At 64.9% G+C, this 16,926-nt stretch carries 14 protein-coding genes; 6 read left to right on the top strand and 8 right to left on the bottom strand.

What is annotated here, in order from left to right:
- Positions 1–312: 312 nt before the first annotated feature.
- Entirely contained in the window at positions 313–1,734 is a 1,422-nt protein-coding gene (locus FDY95_RS02780) for an MFS transporter (protein ID WP_138075183.1), read from the top strand.
- A gap of 150 nt (positions 1,735–1,884) precedes the next feature.
- Complete coding sequence (locus tag FDY95_RS02775; protein ID WP_138075182.1) at positions 1,885–2,397, top strand: DinB family protein; 513 nt, start codon at positions 1,885–1,887, stop codon at positions 2,395–2,397.
- 69 nt (positions 2,398–2,466) lie between these two features.
- Here the strand turns inward: FDY95_RS02775 and FDY95_RS02770 are convergent, their stop codons facing one another.
- The 3 genes from FDY95_RS02770 to FDY95_RS02760 form a co-directional block, all read right to left on the bottom strand.
- Complete coding sequence (locus tag FDY95_RS02770; protein WP_138075181.1) at positions 2,467–4,146, bottom strand: amidohydrolase; 1,680 nt, start codon at positions 4,144–4,146, stop codon at positions 2,467–2,469.
- A 33-nt stretch (positions 4,147–4,179) separates the two neighbouring features.
- Positions 4,180–4,608 (bottom strand): hypothetical protein, encoded by a 429-nt coding sequence (locus FDY95_RS02765; protein WP_138075180.1) that lies wholly within the window; start codon positions 4,606–4,608, stop codon positions 4,180–4,182.
- Positions 4,609–4,727: 119 nt separating this feature from the next.
- Positions 4,728–5,501 (bottom strand): AMP nucleosidase, encoded by a 774-nt coding sequence (locus tag FDY95_RS02760; RefSeq protein ID WP_138075179.1) that lies wholly within the window; start codon positions 5,499–5,501, stop codon positions 4,728–4,730.
- Positions 5,502–5,725: 224 nt separating this feature from the next.
- Between FDY95_RS02760 and FDY95_RS02755 the strand changes: the two genes are divergently transcribed.
- The 3 genes from FDY95_RS02755 to FDY95_RS02745 all read left to right on the top strand — a co-directional run bounded on the left by FDY95_RS02755 (position 5,726) and on the right by FDY95_RS02745 (position 8,654).
- Positions 5,726–6,202, top strand: a complete 477-nt coding sequence (locus tag FDY95_RS02755) for a type I restriction enzyme HsdR N-terminal domain-containing protein (RefSeq protein ID WP_138075178.1) — start codon at positions 5,726–5,728, stop codon at positions 6,200–6,202.
- Positions 6,203–6,405: 203 nt separating this feature from the next.
- On the top strand, positions 6,406–8,265 hold the full coding sequence (locus FDY95_RS02750; protein ID WP_138075177.1) for a PAS domain-containing sensor histidine kinase: 1,860 nt from the start codon (positions 6,406–6,408) through the stop codon (positions 8,263–8,265).
- A complete protein-coding gene (locus FDY95_RS02745) occupies positions 8,262–8,654 on the top strand; it encodes a response regulator (RefSeq protein ID WP_138075176.1) in 393 nt (130 codons plus the stop codon). Before FDY95_RS02750 ends, FDY95_RS02745 begins: the two co-directional genes overlap by 4 nt.
- Before the next feature lie 22 nt (positions 8,655–8,676).
- Here FDY95_RS02745 and FDY95_RS02740 read toward each other — a convergent pair whose 3' ends face one another.
- From FDY95_RS02740 to FDY95_RS02720, 5 genes are all read right to left on the bottom strand, one after another.
- Complete coding sequence (locus FDY95_RS02740; protein WP_138075175.1) at positions 8,677–10,590, bottom strand: LTA synthase family protein; 1,914 nt, start codon at positions 10,588–10,590, stop codon at positions 8,677–8,679.
- Positions 10,591–10,681: 91 nt separating this feature from the next.
- The gene (locus tag FDY95_RS02735) at positions 10,682–11,281 is read right to left on the bottom strand and encodes an SMI1/KNR4 family protein (RefSeq protein WP_138075174.1); all 600 of its coding nucleotides are present in this window, start codon (positions 11,279–11,281) and stop codon (positions 10,682–10,684) included.
- Positions 11,282–11,429: 148 nt separating this feature from the next.
- A complete protein-coding gene (gene ald, locus FDY95_RS02730) occupies positions 11,430–12,560 on the bottom strand; it encodes an alanine dehydrogenase (protein WP_138075173.1) in 1,131 nt (376 codons plus the stop codon).
- Between the two features lie 182 nt (positions 12,561–12,742).
- Entirely contained in the window at positions 12,743–13,234 is a 492-nt protein-coding gene (locus FDY95_RS02725) for a hypothetical protein (protein WP_138075172.1), read from the bottom strand.
- Between the two features lie 209 nt (positions 13,235–13,443).
- Positions 13,444–14,238, bottom strand: coding sequence for a DUF1573 domain-containing protein (locus tag FDY95_RS02720; RefSeq protein ID WP_138075171.1), 795 nt, complete (start codon positions 14,236–14,238; stop codon positions 13,444–13,446).
- Positions 14,239–14,485: 247 nt separating this feature from the next.
- On the opposite strand from FDY95_RS02720, the gene FDY95_RS02715 reads away from it, so the two are divergent.
- Positions 14,486–16,906, top strand: a complete 2,421-nt coding sequence (locus tag FDY95_RS02715) for an alpha-ketoacid dehydrogenase subunit alpha/beta (RefSeq protein ID WP_138075170.1) — start codon at positions 14,486–14,488, stop codon at positions 16,904–16,906.
- Positions 16,907–16,926: the final 20 nt, after the last annotated feature.

Genomic DNA, 16,926 nt, shown 5'->3' with positions numbered 1-16,926 from the left:
GGGGGCGGACGATAGGTTGTCCGGAAAAACCGCCGACGGGCCTGCCACTACCGGCAGGCCCGTTATTTTTGGCGCCCACTGCCGTGCAGGTTTGTAGAGACGCATCATGGCGTTTCAGCGTGCGCGCCGCCCGGGTCACGCGGGCGAGGTCGTTCAACGACGAGCCGCTACAGCCCTGGTTCTTTGCCGAAACCGCCCCCGCTTCACCGCGATAGTGCGCGCCAATTTCGCGCATTTACCGCAGCACTAACCACCGCCTGCGCCGATTCTGCGTAGTTTGCCCGTTGCCAACCCTCACCCCCCACGAGCTACATGACCACTGCCGCCGCGCCCGCCGCCGACTCGGGCTTTGAAAGCGTACCCAAGGACGACAAGCGCATCACCCGCGGCTGGACGTTCTACGACTGGGCCAACTCCGTCTACCCGCTGGTCATCACCAGCTCGATCTTCCCGATTTACTGGGGCTCGGTCACCAAGGAGCTGAGTCCGGAAACCGACGTGGTGAACTTCCTGGGCTTCCAGGTGCCCGGCTCCTCGCTGCTGACCTACGCCATTTCGGCCGCCTTCCTGCTCATTGCCCTGGTCAGCCCCTTCCTCACGGCCCTGGCCGACTACTCGGGCCGCAAGAAGCTGTTCATGCAGATCTTCTGCTACATCGGGGCCATTTCCTGCGCCGCGTTGTACTGGTTCGACAAGTCCACGCTGGTCGTGTCGACGTTTATCTTCATTGCCGCCACGGTGGGCTTCTCGGGCTCCATCGTGTTCTACAACAGCTACCTGCCCGTCATCAGCTCCGAGGAAAAGTACGACTCGCTCTCGGCCCGGGGCTTTTCCATGGGCTACATCGGCTCGGTGCTGCTGCTGGTTATCTGCCTGGTGCTCATCATGGGCCACGAAACCTTCGGGCTCGAAACCGGGCAGGCCACCCGCATCGGCTTTCTGCTGACGGGCATCTGGTGGGCCGGCTTCGCGCAGATTCCCTTCGCCACGCTGCCCAAGGACCCCGGCCGCGCCGCCGGCGCCGCCACTTCCGACGCGGGCTGGGTGCTCAACGGCTTCCACGAGCTGGGCAAGGTGTGGGCGCAGCTCAAGCACCTGCCCAACCTCAAGCGCTTCCTGCTGGCCTACTTCACCTACAACATGGGCGTGCAGACGGTGATGTACGTGGCCACCATCTTCGGCGACAAAGAGTTGCACCTGGAAAGCACTGCCCTGATTACCACCATTCTGCTGCTGCAATTGGTCGGCATTCTGGGCGCCTGGCTGTTTGCCAAGCTCTCCGACCGCATCGGCAACACCCGGGCCCTGAGCTGGTCGGTGGTTATCTGGTGCGGCATCTGCGTAGCGGGCTACTTCGTGCAGGCGGGCTGGTCGTTCTACGCCCTGGCCTCGGTTATCGGCCTCACCATGGGCGCCATCCAGAGCCTCTCGCGCAGCACCTACTCCAAGATAATTCCCGAAAATACGCCCAACACGGCCGCCTTCTTCAGCTTCTTCGACGTGACCGAGAAGCTCAGCATCGTGATTGGCACCTTCTCCTTTGGCTACATCGCCCAGCTCACCGGCTCGATGCGCAACAGCATCCTGGCGCTGATCGTGTACTTCATCCTGGGCCTGCTGTTCCTGCTCACCCTGCGCGGCAAGAAGCTGCGCGACATCACCACCCACGGCGCCCAAATCATGCCGCCCCCGCCCGCCTCGGCCAACGTGAGCATGCCCGCCTCGATTGAATAGAGCACTAGTAGTCCACCGCACGAAAAAGCCCCGCGGCCAGCCGGCCGCGGGGCTTTTTCGTGCGGTGGACTGGGCTGCCCGACTCCGGTAACGGGCGGCTCCAACTATTCTGCTATTTATGCAACCCGGAACCCTCTCATCTTTTCTCCCATGTCCGAAACCTTACCCCAACCTACCATCCAGGCCGCCTACGCCCAGGAGCTGAAGCACGAGTTGCAGTTGACGCGCCGCCTGCTGGAGCGCGTGCCCACCGACCGGTTCGACTGGGCGCCGCACCCCAAGTCCATGCCCATCGGCAAACTGGCCACGCACATGGCCAATTTGTTGACCTTCGTCGAACGCTCCCTACAAGGACCCGAAACCGATATGCTGACCGTGGCCCCGCCGCCCGCCCTCAGCAGCACCGACGACCTGCTGAGCCGCTTCGACGTAAACGCCGCCAGCATTCAGCAGGCGGTAGTTCAGGCCGCTGATGAGGCCTGGCAGCAGCCCTGGGTTATGCGCCGCGGCGAGCAGGTTATCTTCAACATGCCGCGTCGGGCGGTGGCCCGCGTGCTGGTGCTCAACCACCTGATTCACCACCGCGGCCAGCTCTCTGTGTACCTGCGCCTGCTCGACATCCCCGTACCCAGCATCTACGGCCCCTCCGCCGACGAGCGGTAGGCGCCAAGAGAAATAAAAAGCGGCTTCCTGAGGTTCAGGAAGCCGCTTTTGCATACGTAATAGTGCCGATTACTTCGCACCGTACACCTTCTCGCCCTGGATGTAAGTGCCGAGTACTTTCGCGTCGCGCAGCTGCTCGGCCGGGGCGGTCATGATGTCGCGGTCCAAGATTACGAAGTCGGCCCACTTGCCGGGGGTGAGCGTGCCTTTCTGGTCGTCCTCGAAGGCGGCCCAGGCGGCCCACTCGGTCATACCGCGCAGGGCCTGCTCGCGGGTGAGGGCGTTTTCGGGCTGAAAGCCGCCTTTCGGGAAGTTCTTGGCGTCTTGCCGGGCCACGGCGGCGTGGAAGCCGAACAGCGGGTTCAGGTACTCCACCGGGAAGTCGGAGCCCAGGGCCAGGCGGCCGGTGGCGCGCAGCAGGTCCTGGTAGGCGTAGGCGGTTTTCAGCCGCTCGGCGCCCAGCCGCTCCCCGGCCCAGTACATATCGGAGGTGGCGTGGGTGGGCTGCACCGAGGGCACGATGCCGTAGCGGGCAAACTTGGCCACGTCGGGGCGGCTGACCACCTGGGCGTGCTCGATGCGCCAGCGCCGGTCCTTCTGCCCGCGCAGCACCTCGCCGTAGATGTCGAGCAGCAGGCGGTTGGCCGAGTCGCCGATGGCGTGGGTGTTCATCTGGAAGGGGCTGGCGGCCAGGCGCTGGGCCAGGGCGCGGTACTCCTGCACCGAGGAGAGCAGGAAGCCCGTTTGCTTGGGCCGGTCGGCGTACGGGTGCAGCAGGCAGGCCCCGCGGGAGCCCAGCGCCCCGTCGGCGTACACCTTAAAGGAGTTGACGGTGAGCCGGTCGGTGCGGGTAGGCCCCTGCTTGAGGTAGTACTGCACGTTGGCCGGCGAGGCGCTGACCATGGCATCCAGTCGTAGCTTCAGCTTGCCAGCCTTTTGCAGGGAGTCGATTCGCGCAATCTGGGCGGGCTCCAGGCCGGCGTCGGCGAGGCTGGTCAGGCCCAGGGCCAGGCACTCCTGCTGGGCCTGCATGAGCAGCTTGCCGGCTTCGGCGGGCGTGGGCTCGGGTATTTTGGCCGACACCAGATCCACCGCGTTGTCAACGAGCAGGCCCGTGAGGCGGCCCTGGGCATCCTTTTCCAGCACGCCGCCGCTGATGGGCGTGCGGGCCGTCACGCCGGCCAGATCCAGCGCCTTTTGATTAACCAGCGCCGCGTGCCCGTCGATGCGGATGAGGAACACCGGCACATCGGGAAACTGCCGGTCCAGCGAGTCTTTGGTCGGAAACTGCTTCGAAGCCCAGTCGTTCTGGTCCCAGCCGCGGCCCGTCAGCCACGGCGCCTGCGGGTACTGCCGGCGCTGGGCGCGCAGCTTCCGCAGCACGTCGGACCAGGAAGTAGTGCCCACCAGCAGGGCGTCGCGCAGGCCCAGGCTGTAGCGGTAGAAGTGGCAGTGCGCGTCGTAGAAGCCGGGGTAGATGAACTTGCCTTGGGCGTCGACTTCTTCCTTGCCCTGGTAGCGCCGCCGGGCCTCGGCCGCGCTGCCCACAAATACCACGCGGCCACCCTGCACAGCCAGGGCCTCGGCCTTGCTGAAGGTGGAATCGACGGGATATACGGTGGCGTTGTAGACCAACAAATCGGCGGGCTGCCGGGCGCTGGGGCAGCCGGTGAGGCCAAGGAGCAGGGCGGGAAGGGCGGCCGGCAGCCAGAGCTGGCGCAGCCGCGGCAGGCGGAGCGGGCGAATCATGGGGCGAAGGTACTGCCTCGCCTGATTCGCCGCTTACGCCACCGCCGCGTCGTGGCTGGCGCAGAGGTGCAGCCAGCGGCGGGCTTCGGTTTCGCTGGTAAAGCGGGCCAGCTGGTAGGGGCGCCGGTCGTAGTGCGAGAGGTCGGCGATGCGCGGATCGGCCAGGGCCCCGGCCAGCTGGTGCGGGGCCATGAGCAAGGCAATGTAGGTGATGCCGCCCAGGCGCTTGGGGAGCTGCGGAAAAAACTCTTCGCGCATCCACTGCACGTCGCCCGCGTCGAGGCCCACGCGGCGCGGGGTCGTGTCTACCAGCCAGAACCGGCACCGGTGCTTTTCGGCCATGTCGAGCAGGCGGTCGTAGCCGCGGCTCAGCTCGAAGGGCATCACCATGCGCTGCCAGCGGCCGGTAAGCACACCGGTTTCGGCGTCGTAGTTGACGGTGAGGTAGTCGGAGACAGGCATGAGCAGACTGACGAGAGGACGGCAAAAATAGCAAGACCCCGGCAATTTTGCCGAGGTCTTGCGGTAAATCAGCCAATTAGAACCGCGTTCAGTACCACGCGAAGCAGGCCGCGGAGGACCTACTCAAAGCGCATGTGCTTCACCGACTCGCCCGAGTTTTTCAGCTCCAGCAACGACTCAATGCCGATTTGCAGGTGCGAGGTGACGTAGTCAGAAGTAACTTTCTTGTCGCTTTCGGCCGTTTTCACGCCCTCGGGCGTCATCGGCTCGTCCGACACGAGCAGCAGGGCGCCGTGGGGAATTTCGTTGGTGAAGCCCACCACGAAGATGGTGGCCGTTTCCATGTCCACGGCCATGGCCCGGATCTGCCGCAGGTAGTCCTTGAAGCTCTCGTCGTGCTCCCACACGCGGCGGTTGGTGGTGTACACCGTACCCGTCCAGTAGTCCTTCTCGTACTTCTTGATCATCGACGACACGGCCCGCTGCAGGCGGAAGGAGGGCAGTGCGGGGATTTCCGGAGGTAGGTAGTCATCCGACGTACCCTCGCCGCGGATGGCGGCGATGGGCAGGATCAGGTCGCCCACGCGGGTGTTGTGCTTCAGGCCGCCGCACTTGCCCAGGAACAGGGCCGCCTTGGGCTTGATGGCCGAGAGCAAATCCATCACGGTGGCGGCCATGGCCGAGCCCATGCCGAAGTTGATGATGGTAATGCCGTTGGCCGTGGCCGTCTGCATGGGCTTGTCGAGCCCGCGAATCGGCACGCCGAACTGCTGGGCAAACATTTCCACGTAGTTGATGAAGTTGGTCAGCAGGATGTACTGGCCAAACTCCTCCAGCGGCACGCCCGTGTAGCGCGGCAGCCAGTTCTTGACGATGTCTGGTTTGGTCTTCATGTATTGTGGGAAAGGGTCTTGGCTAACTTGTTGGATTGTTGCATTGTTAAATTGCTGACTCGCTCAGATCCGGGTGCGGGTTTACAGAACAGCCAACAATTTGACAATTCAACAATGAAGCAATGTAGAGGATACAAAAAAACCGTCGTACATGTGCTGAACGACGGCTCTGCGAAGCGAAAAGCGGGTGCAGGAGCCTGACTTGTGCCGTACCTTTGGAGGTGATGCAAGCGTTGAACCTGCCGCCTTTCGCCCACAAACTTACGCAATCCGGCGCAAATCTGCTGATCTGGGACGGCCTACGCCGCCGCAACGTGGTGTGCACGCCCGAGGAATGGGTGCGCCAGCACGTGGTCAATTACCTGGTGGAGCACCTGGGCTACCCGCGCGGCCTGATCAGCCTAGAGCGCGGCCACACCTACAACCAGCGCCGCAAGCGCACCGACCTGCACGCCCTCGGCCCCGACGGCCAGCCCCTGCTGCTGGTGGAGTGCAAAGCCGCCGCCGTGCCGCTGACGGCGGCCGTCACCATGCAGATTGCCACCTACAACCAGACCGTGGGCGCCCCGCTGATGCTGGTGACGAACGGCGTGCAGCATTACTGCTGGCGCGTGCACCCGCTGGAGCGCACCACCCAGGCCCTCACGTTTATTCCCACCTACGCCGAAGCCCTGGAGCTGCTGGCCGTAGCCCGGCCGTAGCCGCCGATGCCGCGCTGGTGCCTGGAACGGGGGTAGGCCAGAGGATACCCGGCTGCCCACGACCGGACCTGCCTGGCCTGGTAAGCGCCCGATTGGTACCGAACCACGGACCGGCGGGATTATTTTGTGCCCGACGAAGGCCAATCGGAACCAAAATCGGCTACCTTCCGGCTAGGTGCCGCCGCAACCACGGCACCCCGCTCATGGTCGAAAGCGACTTCACTCCCCTCGAGCCGCAGTCCGGGCCGCAGCCCGAAGCCCTGGTCTACCTCAACGGTCGGGGCGAATTCGTGCATGGCAATGAGGTCTTCGCGGCCCTGACCGGCCATTTGCCCACCGCCCTGCCCGGGCAGTCGTTGCTAGACCTGGTCGACCCCGCCGAGGCGGAAGCCATGCTGCCGGTGCTGCGCCGCGGCCTCAGCGGCGAAACGCTTACCTGCCACGTGCGTCTGCGTACCGCCGCCGGCCAGCACGTACGGTTTGCCCTGACCATGTTTCCGCTGCACCCTACGGCCGACGCCGGTACCGGCGTCATTCTGCGTCCGGCCGGCGCCTCGGCGGCGGCGGCCGTTCTGGAGCGCGAAAAGCAGCTCTCCATCATCTTCGAAACCATTGCCGACGTGATTTTCGTGCTGAAGGTGGAAGAGCCGGGCCAGTACCGCTTTCAGTTCGTCAACCACGCCTTTACGCGCATCACCGGGCTCAGCCCCGAGCTGGTGGTGGGCCGGCTGGTGACGGAGGTCATTCCCGAGCCCTCACTGAGCCTGGTGCTGGAGCATTACCAGCAGGTCGCGCAAACCGGCCAGCCCGTGCGCTGGGTCGAAACCTCGGACTACCCCTCGGGCCGGGTGGTGGGCGAGGTGAGCGTGAAGCCGGTGTTCGACGCCCGCGGGCAGTGCAGCCAGCTGGTGGGCGTGGTGCACGACCTGACCGAGCAGCAGCAGGCCGAGCACGCCCTGCGCGACAGCAACGAGCGGTTTCGCTACGCCCTCAAGGCCACCACCGATGCCCTTTACGACTGGGACGTGGCCGCCGATACGCTGTTCTGGGGCGAAGGCTTCGAGGAGCTGTTCGGCTACCATATCGCCCAAAATCCGACGCCCTTCCGCCAGTGGTCGGCGCACGTACACCCCGAGGATGCGCCGCGCACCGTCGACGACCTGCGCCACACGGCTTTCTACACCACGCGCACCCGCTGGCAGCAGGAGTACCGCTTTCAGCGCGCCGACGGCAGCTGGGCCACCGTGTTTGACCGCGGCTACCTGCTGCGCGACGCCGCCGGTCGGGCCACGCGCATGATCGGGGCCATGCAGGATATTTCGGAGCGCAAGGAGGCCGAGCGGCGGCAGCAGCAGCTGGCCCAGGAACTGTTTCAGCACAACGCCGACCTGCAGCAGTTCACTTACGTCGTGTCGCACAACCTGCGCGCCCCGCTGGCCAATGCCACGGGCTTCGCCGGGCTGCTGAGCCGCCTGCAGCCCGGCTCGGCCGAGTTTGGGCAGGCCATCGAGCATCTGCACACCAGCCTGCGCCGCGTCGACGAGGTGCTGCGCGACCTGAACACCATCCTGTCGGTGCGGGGCCAGGCCCTGCTGGCCGAGCCCGAGCCCGTGGTGCTGGCCGACGTGCTGGGCGAAGTCACCGATCTGCTAGTGGAAGACCTGGCCAACTGCGGCGGCGAAATCCGCAACGAATTGCCGGCCGGCCTGCGCGTGCTGGGCCGCCGGGCTTATTTCCACAGCATCTTCTACAACCTGCTGGCCAACGCCATCAAGTACCGGGCACCGCAGCGCACCTTGCGCGTGACCATCAGCGCCGAGCCGCCCGCTGAGGGCGTCGTCACGCTGCACGTGGTCGACAACGGCGCCGGATTTGACGCCGGCCGGGCCGGCACCGACGCCTTTCAGCTCTACCAGCGCTTCAACCAAGCGGTGCCCGGTCGGGGCATCGGCCTGTTTTTGGTGAAAGCGCACACTGAATCGATGGGCGGCCGCGTGACGGTGGTCAGCCAAGTCGGCCAGGGTACTACCTTTACGTTGCAGTTCCGCTTGCCCGCCGCATGACGATTTATTTGATTGACGACGACTCTCTGGGTAATTACCTGACCGAAGCCTTGCTGAGGCTGGAAAACTTCGCCAGCCAGATTCGCACCTACGAATCGGCCGAGGACGCCTTGGAGGAGCTGCTGCAGGCCCCCGTGCCGCCCCGCGTCATCTTTCTGGACCTGAACATGCCCGTGATGAGCGGCTGGGACTTTCTCGAAGCCCTGGCGCCTTACCGCCCCCGCCTGCTGGGCCAGTGTCACATCTACATCCTGACGTCGTCCCTGGCGTTGTCGGACATGGAAAAGGCCCGCACCTACGACCTGGTCAGCGGCCTCATCCACAAGCCCATCGACCGGGAGGAAATCCGCGCCATTCAGGCCGAGCTGACCACCGAAGACCACAGCTGAGCCCCGGTCACCGGGCTGCGCCCTACGGCGCCGGCTGGCGGTACAAAGAGTTGTCGAGCAGGCCGTTGGTGAAGTACTGCGTCACGGCCCGCAGCTCGTCGCCGTACCGCTGCAGCTTGGCGGCCGGCGGGTGGGGCAGGGGCTGGGCGGGCAGCTGGTGGGTGGCGTAAGGGTAGAGGCGCACCTGGTTATCGGCAGTCAGCTCGGTCACGTAGTCGTGGTGCACGAGGTAATGCGCGCCGTTGGAAAGAAACAGCGCCCGGCCGGGCGCCTGCCCATCGAACACCGAGTAGCCGAAAGGCAGCAGCTGCCGGCTGTCGGCCCCGAAGCCCAGGGCGTCGAGCACCGTGGCGGGCACGTCGGCCTGCTGGGTGATGCGGTGCGCGTCGGCCGGGGGCAGCGGGCGGCCGGGGTGGAAGAGCAGCAGCGGCGTCTTATGCTCGCCGAGCAGGTTCTGGTAGGTGGGCGCCTGGCTTTGCGAAGTATGGTCGGCCAGCAGCACAAACAGCGTGTTGCGGTACCAGGGCTGGTGGCTGGCCGTCTGGAAAAAGCGGCGCAGCGCGTAGTCGGTGTACTCGATGGAGGCGTGAATTTCCAGCGGGCCGGGCCGGAAGCGGCCCCGGTACTGCGGCGGCACCGGAAACGGGTCGTGCGAGGTGAGCGTGAAGACCGTGGAAAAAAACGGCGGCTTCTGCCGGCTGAGCTGCCCGGCAAAGTACTGCAGGTAGGGCTCGTCGTAGATGCCCCAGTGCCCGTCGAAATCCGGGCTTCGGGTGCCGCCGGGGTATTCTTCCAGGCCGTAGTACTGCTGCACGCCTGCCTTGCCGCTGAACACGTTGAAGCCCATCGTGCCGTTCTGGGCGCCGTGAAACACGGAAGTGGCGTAACCGCGGCGGCCCAGCAGCTCGCCCAGGCCGTGCAGCTCGTCGGTCTGGAAGTTGGAGGTGATAAAGGCCGACTCCATCAGCGCCGGCAGCCCCGCCAGCACCGCCGGCAAGGCCTCGATGGAGCGCTGCCCGTTGGCGTAATGCTCGCGCATCAGCAGCGCCCCCGGGCTCGTGGCCAGCGAATCGAAAAACGGCGTGTAGCTGCGCTGCCCCGGGTTTTCGACGCCGTTGTACTCCGACGCGAAGCTTTCCACCAGCAGAATCACCACGTTGTCGGGCGTCGGATTGGGCCGCGGGGCGGGGTAGTGGGCCGCCAGGGCCCGCTGCAGCTCGGCCTCTGAGGTGAAATATTCCGGCCGCTCCAGCGTCTTCTGCCCAATGCTTTTGATGAAGGTGAAGGTGCTGTTCAGGGCCACGTGGCCGAGGGCGGGCGGCGTCTGCACGAAGGCGTGCCCGGGTCGTAAGGGCTTGAGCTGCAGCCCGCCGCGGATACCGAGCACCGCCAGCGCGGCCACCAGGCTCAGTTCCGACATGGCCCAGGCCATGCGCCACAGCACCGGACGCGGCGTGGGCGCGGGGGCCGCGCCGGGCATGGGGTAGCCGTACCACAGCAGCCCCAGCAGCAGCAGCCACGGCAGCAGCAGAAACCAGTAGTGCCCGAAAAGCTGCCCCGCCTGCCGCTCAATGTCTCCGGTGATGGTGAATAGCTCGTCGGAGGTGCGCCGGCCGATAAACTTGAAGTACTGGCTGTCGATGATGTTCAGGGCCAGGCCCGGCGCATTCAGCACCAGGTACAGCCCGCGCAGAAGTTGCTGCCAGCCCCGCCCGTACCCCGGCACGAACGAGAGCAGGATAAACGGCACGTTCACCAGCAGCAGCGCCGATAAATCGAACCGGAAGCCGTGCCAGAAGGCCAGCACCGTCTGCCCCGCCGAGGCCTCCGCGAAAGCGCCGTAGTTGGCCGCGTAGAACCCGAGGCGCAGCAGCAGGTAGGCCGCCAGCAGCAGCGAAAACCGGCGCAGCAGCAGCCAAAGCAGGGGAGAGGGCATTCAGGTGAAATGGTGAAATAGCGAAATGGTGAGTGATGTTCTGGTGTGTCGAACGTCAAACTCACCAGTTCACCAGCTCACCATTTCACCGCTAGTAGTCTTTGCGCAGGCGAATCTGCTGGCCGGGCTTGAGCTTGATGATCTGCTTGTAGAGGTGGGCCAGGGAGTGCAGACGCACTTCCGTGGGCATGCGCGTCAGCTCGAAGCTCTCGTCGTCGCTCTTCACGCACACCGGCGGGTAGATGGCCAGCAGCTCACCGGGCTGCAGCAGGGCGCCGTATTCCATGAACTGACCCACCGGGCCGAGGTCCAGGGCCTTGTCGGGGAAGCGCTGCACGCCCTCGATGAAGCCGGTGAAGTTGACGCCCAGGGGCTGAATTTCGCCGGTTTCCGCGTCGAGGAAGATAACCTCGCCGCGGCGCAGCAAGAACTGGTTGCCCACCGCGTCTTCGGCGAAGGGCAGGTCGGAGCGCTTCACGTTGCGGTAGTTGCGCCAGAAAGCGTTGGGGCCGTCCCAGGTTTCGCGGATGCTGTGCCAGAGCGGCTCCTGGCAGCAGCCGCGGATGTGCAGCGCGCCGTAGTAGGCTATCAGGCCGTTGTTCTGCAGCATAAACGACTGCATATCAAACGGCAGCAGCTTGAAGGTGGCCGCGTCGGATACGGGCGCCCCGATGTAGGTAATGTCTTTCATAAGCAAAAGGAAAGCAGTTCAGCAAAAAGCCTCCCCGGCCACGGTCGGGCGGGAAGGCTCTTCAGGTAATTCTGAATTGAGAATTATGAATGCTGAATTGGGCCGAAACGAAATTCAGAATTCATAATTCCTAATTCACAATTCAAAATTAGGCCACGTAGGCCGGGTCCAGCACCTTCGATACGTTGGTCAGGCCCAGGCCCCAGGCTTCGGCCACGCCTTTGTACACGACCTCGCCGTTCACCACGTTCAGGCCCAGGCGCAGCGCCGCGTCGCGGGTGCAGGCCTCGCGCCAGCCCAGGTTGGCCAGCTTCAGGGCGTAGGGCAGGGTGGCGTTGGTCAGGGCCAGGGTGCTGGTGTAGGGCACCGCGCCGGGCATGTTGGCCACGCAGTAGTGCACCACGTCGTCGATGATGAAGGTCGGGTTTTCGTGGGTCGTCGGGGTGCAGGTTTCGATGCAGCCGCCCTGGTCCACGGCCACGTCCACCACCACGGCGCCCGACTTCATGTCCTTGAGCATGTCGCGGGTGACGAGGTGCGGGGCCTTGGCGCCCGGAATCAGCACGGCGCCAATCACGAGGTCAGCCGTTTTGATGGCTTCGCGGATGTTGTAGTCGTTGGAGTACTGGGTCACCACGTTCTTGGGCATGATGTCGTCCAGCTCGCGCAGGCGGTTCAGGCTGATGTCCATGATGGTCACCTGCGCGCCGAGGCCGGCAGCCACTTTCGCCGCGTTGGTGCCGACCACGCCGCCGCCCAGGATGAGCACTTCGGCGGGGCGCACGCCGGGCACGCCGCCCAGCAGGATGCCGCGGCCTTTCAGCGGCTTCTCCAGGTACTTGGCGCCTTCCTGCGGGGCCATGCGGCCGGCCACTTCGCTCATCGGCACCAGCAGGGGCAGCGAGCGGTTGGGCAGCTCCACCGTCTCGTAGGCCAGGCAGGTAGCCTTGCGCTCGATCATGGCGTGCGTCAGCTCTTCCGACGAAGCAAAGTGGAAGTAGGTGAACAGCAGCTGACCTTCCTTGATCAAACCGTACTCCTCCGAAATCGGCTCCTTCACTTTCACGATCATCTCGGCCTGCGCGTACACCTCTTCGATGGTCGGCAGCAGCAGGGCGCCGGCTTGCTCGTATTCGGCGTCGGAGAAGCCGCTGCCGAGGCCGGCGCTGGCTTGTACGTACACCGTATGGCCCGCCTTGCGGAATTCAGCTACACCGGCCGGCGTCACGCCCACTCGGTTTTCGTTGTTTTTAATCTCCTTCGGAACGCCGATGATCATGGGAAAAATGCTGGGATGGGTTGACGGGGGAAAACGCCGGCAAATATAGGCAAGGTTTCGCGCGGGCGGGCGAACAACAGTTAGTTTGTGGCCGCTGAGCAGCGGCCAACCAACTGTAACCGCAACAGGCCAACCGCTTGCCCGGGCATTTCGGCCGCGGTTGCAGTCAAGCCCGTGTCCGCCTAAAACCGGTACCGATTGCTTGGAATTTCGATAACCCGGGCGAAGCTGCCGGCCGGCGAATACACCCGTGGGTGGTAAAATAGCTGCAGCTGGTAGTCGGCCTGCGACTTGGGCCGCGTCTGCCCACCGAAGCGGCTCAGGGGCAGCTCGTAGGTGCGCGTGACGCTGCCGTGGGCCGGCACGGTGATGCGCTGGTCCTTGCCGCGGCGCATGTGCAGCTCCCAGGGCAACGCCTGGCCGTTTACCCACACCACCGGCAGGCAGGCCTGCGTCTGGGCCGGGTCCGACACCACGAAGGGCAAATCGTTCTGGTTCACCAGCTCCACGGTGGCACGCACGCCGTCGAGGTCGGTGCCGGGCGTGATGGGGGGCAGGCTCACGCGCACCTGCAGGCCGTACTGCGGCGTGGCGCGGGGCGAGTGGACGTTGCGGGCGCAGCCGCCGAGCAGCGCGGCCGAAAACAGGAGCAGGGTGGGTAGGGGAAAACGCATAGCTTAAGCTTGTTGAGAGGAGAGAAGCAGGGCGCCGAAGCGCGTGAGCAGGGCCCATAAAAAATAATGCCACGACCGGCGGCCGTGGCATCAAAACTGGCGGAAATCAGCGAATCGGCGTCAGAATCAGCCGAAAAGAAACGTGGAGTGCAGAAGACGTTTGGGACACCAGACGATTCCAGCCACAAAATCCGTGAAATCCTTGGCCTTTACTTGAAGGGCACCGCGGCGTTGCCTTCCTTCAGCATGCTCTGCTGGCTGAGGCTCTGCACCACGTAGGCCTTCAGCACCACTTTGGCGTCGGCGCCGGTGATGTCGTTGGAGTGCAGCGTGACTTCATCGGCCATCAGGCCCACCTGGCGCTGGGCGTACTGCAGCTCGATGACGGCCGACGCGCCCGGCTTAATGCCTTTGGGCAGGCTTTTGGCCGTCACGCAGAAGCAGCCCGACGAAACGGAGCTGATGTCCAGCGGCGACTTGCCGGTGTTTTTCACCGTCACCTTGGCCGTGGGCTGCTGGCCGGTTTCCATCTTACCCAGGTCGACGGTCGTGCGGTCCAGCGTCAGCTTGGGCGACTTGGCAATTTCGGCCGCGCTGTAGGATTTGGCCATTTCCGCCTTGTCGACCACCGTGCCGGTGATGCTGAGCGTCACGGAAGGCTCCTTGGCGTTGCTGGTCACCGTCACCGACTTGTTGAACTGGCCGGGGCGGCCGGCGCTGTTGTAGGCGGCGCGGATAAAGCCGGTTTTGCCGGGCAGTACGGGCGTTTTGGTCCAGTCCGGGGTGGTGCAGCCGCAGGAGGCCTGCACGTTGGCAATAACCACCGGCTGGTTACCGGTGTTGGTGAACTTGAACTCGTGGGTAGCCATGTTGCCCTCGGCCACCTGCTTGAAGTCGTGGGCCTTTTCGGTGAACGTGAGCACGCCTTGGGCCGCGGCCCCCAGCGAAGCCACCAGAACCAGGGCCAGCGGGCCCAGCAGGGAAGTAAAAATGTTGCGCACCATATGCAGAGAAGTTGAAAACCAGGGAAACGAGCCCGCAAAAACGGCGCCGTAAAGTGAAACCGCGGTGAAGCTACGTCGCGCCGCGCACCCCAGCAAATATAATCATAACCCGCGGCGGATGCACGACGCCCGGGCGCGGTCCGTACCCTAACGCTCGTTTTGCGTACTTTTGCCTGCCTGCCGTGCGGTCAGGCCGCCCTGCCCACCGGGCGTCTGCTCCCCCAATCCATTCCCCCATAGTTACTGCATGTCCACCGCCGACTCGGCCGTAGCTTCGGCCGCCGCCACGCTTAGCAAGGAAGAACTGCTCCGTGATTACCGCCTCGGCTGGGAAAGCCGGCAGGCCTCGCTCACCGGCCGCAAAGAAGTATTCATGGGCAAGGCCAAATTTGGCATCTTCGGCGACGGCAAAGAGCTGCCGCAGCTGGCCATGGCCCGCGCCTTCCGCCCCGGCGACTGGCGCTCCGGTTACTACCGCGACCAGACCTTCATGCTCGCCACCGGCGAGCTGACGCTGCAACAGTACTTCGCCCAGCTCTACGCCCACCCCGACGTAGAGGCAGAGCCCAGCACTGCCGGCCGCGCCATGAACGGCCACTTCGGCACCCGCATCCTCGACGAGGACGGGCAGTTCAAAGACCAGCTGGCCAGCAAGAATTCCTCCGCCGACATTTCGCCCACCGGCGGGCAGATGCCTCGTCTGCTAGGTTTGGCCTACGCCTCCAAGCTCTACCGCCAGAACCCTGCGCTGGAGCAATTCGCGCAGTTTTCGCGCAACGGCGACGAGGTGGCTTTCGGCACCATCGGCAACGCCAGCACCTCCGAGGGCATGTTCTTCGAGGCCATCAACGCCGCCGGTGTGCTGCAGGTGCCCATGCTGATGAGCGTGTGGGACGACCACTACGGCATTTCGGTGCCGGCCGAATATCAGACGACGAAGCAGAGCATCAGCGAAATCCTGATGGGCTTCCAGCGCAACGCGCCGGGCGAGCAGGGCTTTGAAATCTTCGTGGTGAAGGGCTGGGACTACCCGGCGCTGGTCGATACCTACCAGCGCGCCGCCGAGGTGTGTCGCCGCGAGCATGTGCCGGTGCTCATCCACGTCACCGAGTTGACGCAGCCGCAGGGGCACAGCACCAGCGGCTCGCACGAGCGGTACAAGAGCAAGGACCGCCTGGGCTGGGAGCAGGAGTTTGACTGCCTGCGCCAGCTGCGTATCTGGCTGCTGCAGGAAGGCCACGCCACCGAGGCCGAGCTGGACCAGATTGAGAACGAGGCCAAGGACACCGTGCGCCAGGCCCGCGCCGCCGCCTGGGAAGCCTTCTTCAACCCCATCAAGGAGGAGCGTACGGAAGTGGTGCGGCTGCTCAACGAGCTGGCCACCGAAGCCGGCCGCGAAAACGAACTGCACGAGCTGATTCACCAGCTGGAGCACAACCCCACGCCCATCCGCGCCGACCTGATGCGGGCCGTGCGCAAGGCCCTGCGCATGGTGCGCGACCTGAAGCGCAGCTTCGCCCGCGCCGAGCTGCGCCGCTGGCACGAGCAGGCCCTGGCCGACAACGCCGACCGCTACAACTCCCACCTGCACAGCCAGAGCGAAGACGCGGCCCTCAACATCGACGAAATCAAGCCCGAGTACGCCGCCGACGCCCCGCAGGTGGACGGCCGCGAGGTGCTGCAGGCCTGCTTCGATGCGCTGTTCAGCCGCGACCCGCGCGTGTTTGCCATCGGCGAGGACGTGGGCCGCATCGGCGACGTGAACCAGGCTTTTGCGGGCCTGCAAGAGAAATTTGGCGAGCTGCGCATTACCGATACCGGCATCCGCGAGTGCACCATCGTGGGGCAGGGCATCGGGGCGGCGCTGCGCGGGCTGCGGCCCATCACCGAAATTCAGTACCTGGATTACCTGCTCTACGCCATCCAGATTCTCTCTGACGACGTGGCCTGCCTGCAGTACCGCACCAAGGGCGGCCAGAAGGCACCGCTCATCGTGCGGACGCGCGGGCACCGGCTGGAAGGCATCTGGCACAGCGGCTCGCCCATTCAGATGATTCTGGGCTCCATCCGCGGCATGTACCTCTGCGTGCCCCGCGACATGACTCAGGCCGCCGGCTTCTACAACCTGCTGCTGAAGGGCGACGACCCGGCCATCGTCATCGAGCCGCTCAACGGCTACCGCCTCAAGGAGCGCCTGCCCGCCAATGTGGGCGACTTCACGGTGCCGCTGGGCGTGCCCGAGGTGCTGCGCAAAGGAGAAGACGTAACCGTCGTCACGTACGGCTCGATGTGCCGCATCGTCATGGACGCGGCCAAGCAGCTGGAGCAGGTGGGCGTGTCCGTCGAGGTTATCGACGTGCAGACCCTGCTGCCCTTCGACCGCGAAGGCGTGATTCTGGAGTCGATTCAGAAAACCAACCGGGTGGTCTTCGCCGACGAGGACGTGCCCGGTGGCGCTTCGGCCTACATGCTACAGCAGGTGCTCGACGAGCAGGGCGGCTACCGCTTCCTCGACTCGCAGCCCCGCTGCCTGGCCGCCCAGCCCCACCGCCCGCCCTACGGCTCCGACGGCGACTATTTCAGCAAGCCCAACGCGGAGGATGTGTTCGACGTGGTGTACGAGCTGATGCAAGAAGCCGCGCCCGGCCAGTTTCCGAACATCTACTAGGCGCGGCCCCGCGGCCGGAA

Origin of the sequence: Hymenobacter jeollabukensis (assembly GCF_005771675.1) — a bacterium.
Taxonomy (GTDB): Bacteria; Bacteroidota; Bacteroidia; order Cytophagales; family Hymenobacteraceae; genus Solirubrum; species Solirubrum jeollabukense.
This window is presented reverse-complemented; position numbering and strand designations above follow the sequence as displayed.

What these genes read in the sequence shown, in the direction of transcription:
- FDY95_RS02780 (WP_138075183.1), top strand. Translation starts at nt 313, where the DNA reads ATGACCACTGCCGCCGCGCCCGCCGCCGACTCGGGCTTTGAAAGCGTA.
- FDY95_RS02775 (WP_138075182.1), top strand. Translation starts at nt 1,885, where the DNA reads ATGTCCGAAACCTTACCCCAACCTACCATCCAGGCCGCCTACGCCCAG.
- FDY95_RS02770 (WP_138075181.1), bottom strand. Translation starts at nt 4,146, where the DNA reads ATGATTCGCCCGCTCCGCCTGCCGCGGCTGCGCCAGCTCTGGCTGCCG.
- FDY95_RS02765 (WP_138075180.1), bottom strand. Translation starts at nt 4,608, where the DNA reads ATGCCTGTCTCCGACTACCTCACCGTCAACTACGACGCCGAAACCGGT.
- FDY95_RS02760 (WP_138075179.1), bottom strand. Translation starts at nt 5,501, where the DNA reads ATGAAGACCAAACCAGACATCGTCAAGAACTGGCTGCCGCGCTACACG.
- FDY95_RS02755 (WP_138075178.1), top strand. Translation starts at nt 5,726, where the DNA reads ATGCAAGCGTTGAACCTGCCGCCTTTCGCCCACAAACTTACGCAATCC.
- FDY95_RS02750 (WP_138075177.1), top strand. Translation starts at nt 6,406, where the DNA reads ATGGTCGAAAGCGACTTCACTCCCCTCGAGCCGCAGTCCGGGCCGCAG.
- FDY95_RS02745 (WP_138075176.1), top strand. Translation starts at nt 8,262, where the DNA reads ATGACGATTTATTTGATTGACGACGACTCTCTGGGTAATTACCTGACC.
- FDY95_RS02740 (WP_138075175.1), bottom strand. Translation starts at nt 10,590, where the DNA reads ATGCCCTCTCCCCTGCTTTGGCTGCTGCTGCGCCGGTTTTCGCTGCTG.
- FDY95_RS02735 (WP_138075174.1), bottom strand. Translation starts at nt 11,281, where the DNA reads ATGAAAGACATTACCTACATCGGGGCGCCCGTATCCGACGCGGCCACC.
- ald (WP_138075173.1), bottom strand. Translation starts at nt 12,560, where the DNA reads ATGATCATCGGCGTTCCGAAGGAGATTAAAAACAACGAAAACCGAGTG.
- FDY95_RS02725 (WP_138075172.1), bottom strand. Translation starts at nt 13,234, where the DNA reads ATGCGTTTTCCCCTACCCACCCTGCTCCTGTTTTCGGCCGCGCTGCTC.
- FDY95_RS02720 (WP_138075171.1), bottom strand. Translation starts at nt 14,238, where the DNA reads ATGGTGCGCAACATTTTTACTTCCCTGCTGGGCCCGCTGGCCCTGGTT.
- FDY95_RS02715 (WP_138075170.1), top strand. Translation starts at nt 14,486, where the DNA reads ATGTCCACCGCCGACTCGGCCGTAGCTTCGGCCGCCGCCACGCTTAGC.